This window comes from Mycobacterium sp. 852002-50816_SCH5313054-b (assembly GCF_001667185.1).
Lineage (GTDB): Bacteria > Actinomycetota > Actinomycetes > Mycobacteriales > Mycobacteriaceae > Mycobacterium.
This window is the reverse complement of record NZ_LZIC01000122.1, coordinates 1-3399: the sequence shown is the minus strand read 5'-3', so window position 1 is coordinate 3399 and position 3399 is coordinate 1. Positions and strand designations below refer to the sequence as shown.

General features: G+C 68.8%; 4 protein-coding genes. 2 read left to right on the top strand and 2 right to left on the bottom strand.

What is annotated here, in order from left to right; translation table 11 throughout:
- Positions 1–1532: FAD-dependent oxidoreductase (locus A5787_RS22085; protein ID WP_066970991.1), on the bottom strand; the 1532-nt coding region annotated here is incomplete at its 3' end.
- A gap of 14 nt (positions 1533–1546) precedes the next feature.
- On the bottom strand, positions 1547–2224 hold the full coding sequence (locus A5787_RS22080) for an IclR family transcriptional regulator (RefSeq protein ID WP_066970990.1): 678 nt from the start codon (positions 2222–2224) through the stop codon (positions 1547–1549).
- Between the two features lie 126 nt (positions 2225–2350).
- Between A5787_RS22080 and A5787_RS22075 the strand changes: the two genes are divergently transcribed.
- Together A5787_RS22075 and A5787_RS22070 are read left to right on the top strand one after the other, a co-directional pair.
- A complete protein-coding gene (locus tag A5787_RS22075) occupies positions 2351–3214 on the top strand; it encodes an alpha/beta fold hydrolase (protein WP_066970988.1) in 864 nt (287 codons plus the stop codon).
- Positions 3214–3399, top strand: a 186-nt coding sequence (locus A5787_RS22070) for an FAD-dependent monooxygenase (RefSeq protein ID WP_197507352.1), incomplete at its 3' end; no start/stop codon positions are given. The genes A5787_RS22075 and A5787_RS22070, both read left to right, overlap by 1 nt.

The window sequence follows — 3399 nt, the reverse complement described above, 5'->3', positions numbered from 1 at the left end:
GCGCCGCCGTAGGCCCGCCCGGTCACGCCGGCCATCGCGTTCCCGGCGGCGAACAGGCCCGTTATCGGCTCCCCGCTGACGTGCAGGACGCGGCCGTCGGGGTCGGTGCGCGGTCCGCCCTTGGTGCCCATGGAGCCGATGCATACCGGCACCGCATAGAAGGGGGCCGTGTCGATCGGGCCGAGGGTCTTCCCGGCCAGGGTGCCGGCGGTGTCGTCGCCCCAGTAGCCGTCGTAGGCGCTGGAGCCGCGCCCGAAGTCGGGGTCGGCGCCGGCGGCCACCTGGCGGTTCCACTGCTGGACGGTGCGGTCGAGGCCGTCGGCGTCGATGCCGGTCTTGGCGGCCAACTCGGCCAGATCCGCCGACTCGCAGAACCATTCCGGTGCGGGCTGTCCCGGTTCGACACCCAGAAAACCGTAGCGCTGCAAGTGAACTGAATCGAACACCATCCAGGCGCGGTCGTTGACATAGCCGCCGCGGGGATCCAGGTATTGGAACGCGCCGGCCATCGAGTTGTAATCGCATGCTTCGTTGACGAAGCGCCTCCCGGCGGAGTTGACGATGATGCTCCGTGGGCGGGTGCGTTCCAGGCGGACGCTGCGGCTGCGAGGCTTGCCTTCGATGGTGTCGCCGGGGATCTGCACGATCGGCACCCACCACGCTTCGCCCATGTTGGCCAGGTCCGCGCCGTGTGCCATCGCCATGCGCAGCCCGTCGCCGGTGTTGTACGGCGGGGAGACCGCGCCGTGCATGGGACCGCGCAGAAAGGCTTGCGCCAGAGCGGGATCCCATTCGAAGCCACCGGTGCCGAGGATGACGCCGCGGCGGGCCCGCACGCTCATGCTCTTGCCTGACAGCTCCACCCGTACGCCGGTGATCTCACCGGCCTCGGCAACGAGTTCCTCCGCACGCGCGTTCACCCGCACCGTCACCCCGGCGTCCAGCAGACCCTTGAGCAGGCCCGCGATCAGGGCGGTGCCGGCCACGCACAGATGGCTGGTTCTTTCGTCGATCGCCGCATGCAGGCGGGCTCTGGTCTCGGCGTCGAAGCCGACGTTGGACCAGTCGGCCGGAAACGAGGTGATCCGCGTGGCCCATTCGCCCAACTCGGTGAGGTCAAAGGGAACCGGACTCTGTGACCGGCCCCCGGTCGGGCGTCCGCCCGGCAGCTCCGGCTGGTAGTCGGGGAAGCCGGCCGCGATCTCGAAGCGCACGCCGCTGTGCGCCTCGACGAACTCGAGCATCGCCGCGCCGCTGCGTACGAACGTCTCGACCAGGGCGTCGTCCATCGAACCCAGTGACTGCGCGCGTAGGTAGCGCAGGGCATCCGCCACCGTCAATTCCCCTTCGGGAGAACGGTTGTGGGCCGGGATCCAGGCGATGCCGCCCGACACGGCGGTGGTCCCACCGACGGTCGGCGCTTTCTCGAAGACCTCCACCGAGGCGCCGGCGACCGCCGCGGTCAGTGCCGCCGTGAGCGCGGCGGCTCCGCTGCCCAGCACGACGACATCGACTTCATGGTCCCAAGACATGGATTGCAATCCCTTCAGCTAAGTAGCTCCGACAACTGCTTTGCCGCCTTGACGACCGCGTCCCTGCCGCGCAGCACGACGTCCTCCCGGTGGGAGATGAGGTTGATGCACGTGGGCGGGGACGGCGCCTGGCGGCGGACCGCCACGGCCAGGCCGTAGGTGTTCGGTTCGATCTCCCCGTACGTCGTCACCCAGCCGCGTTCGCGGGTGCGCGCGACGAGGTCTCGTTCCCCGGGGCGCGGCGGCATGCTTGCGAGCAAGGCGATGCCGGCGGCGCCGCGGTCGAGCGGATACCGGCTGCCCTCGTGGAAGGAAAGTTGGTAGGCGACATGGCTGGGCACGATCACCGCGATCGCCACCTGCTGGTCGCCCTCGGCGATGAGCAGCGACACCGTGGTGCCGAGTTCGTCGGCCAGGGCGCGCAGCGTCGGCAGGCTCAGTTGCCGCACGTTGCGGTCGAACGACGCGCCGAGTACGGCGAGCCCGGACCCGGGGCGGTAGCGGCCGTCTTCTCCCTTGGCCACCAACCGGAATTGGGCCAACGTCGACAGCAATCGGTAGGCGATGGTGCGGTGCACCCCGACCTGGTCGGCGAGCTGTTGCACGGTCAGCCCGCCAGGGGCGTCGGCCACCATCTGCAGCGCGGTGAGGCCCCGGGCCAACGTCTGAGAACCCGCTCCAGAACCCGTCATGGCCTTGACAGACCTGGGCGCGAGAGCGAAGCTCTATATATATCGCACATCAGTGTGCGATATTAGCACATCAGGCAGCCCGAAATCGAGAAGAAGATTTCCACCGTTCAAGGCCAGAGAGGGACCGTGGCGGAGTTCGAGAGCGTATGGAGCGATCTCCAGGGCGTTGCGTTTGAGCAGGGCTACCTCGAGGCGGGGGGAGTGCGGACTCGGTATCTGCGTGCCGGCGATCCCGGCAAGCCGGTGCTGATGCTGTTGCACGGATCGGGCGGCCACGCCGAGGCCTATGTTCGCAACCTGGCGGCGCACGGCGAGCATTTCTGGACCTGGTCGATCGACATGCTCGGCCACGGCTACACCGACAAGCCGGGCCACCCGCTGGAGGTTCGCCACTACGTCGAACACCTGATGGCCGTGCTGCGCACCATCGGCGTCGATCGCGCCTGCGTGAGCGGCGAATCGCTCGGGGGCTGGGTGGCCGCGCGCGCCGCGGCCGACCATCCCGACGTCGTCGACCGGCTGGTGCTCAACACCGCCGGGGGGTCCCAGGCCGACCCGGTGGTGATGCAGCGGATCATCACGCTGTCCATGGCCGCCGCCGAGAACCCCACCTGGGAGACAGTGCAGGCGCGGATCAAATGGCTGATGGCCGACAAGTCCAAGGACTATGACGATCTGGTCGCCAGCCGCCAGCGCGTGTACCGCCAACCGGGCTTCGTCGAGGCCATGCGCGACATCATGGCGTTGCAGGATCCCGTGATTCGCGCGCGCAACCTGCTGGGGCCGGACGAATACGGCGCCATCATCGCCCCCACGCTGGTGCTGTGGACGAGCGACGACCCGACCGCCGACGTGACCGAGGGGCGCCGCATCGCCTCGATGATCCCCAATGCGCGCTTCGAGGTCATGCCCGGCTGCGGCCACTGGCCGCAGTACGAGGACGCCAAGACCTTCAACCGGCTGCATCTCGATTTCCTGCTGGGACGGTGATGGGCGCCAAGGGGCAAGGGTCACCAGAAACCGACGTCGACGTGGTGGTCGTCGGCGCCGGGCCGGTGGGCCTGACCCTGGCCAACATCCTTGGACTGCAAGGTGTCCGGACGCTCGTCGTCGACGAACGCGACAGCCTGATCGACTACCCCCGCGGGGTGGGGCTGGACGACGAGGCGTTGCGC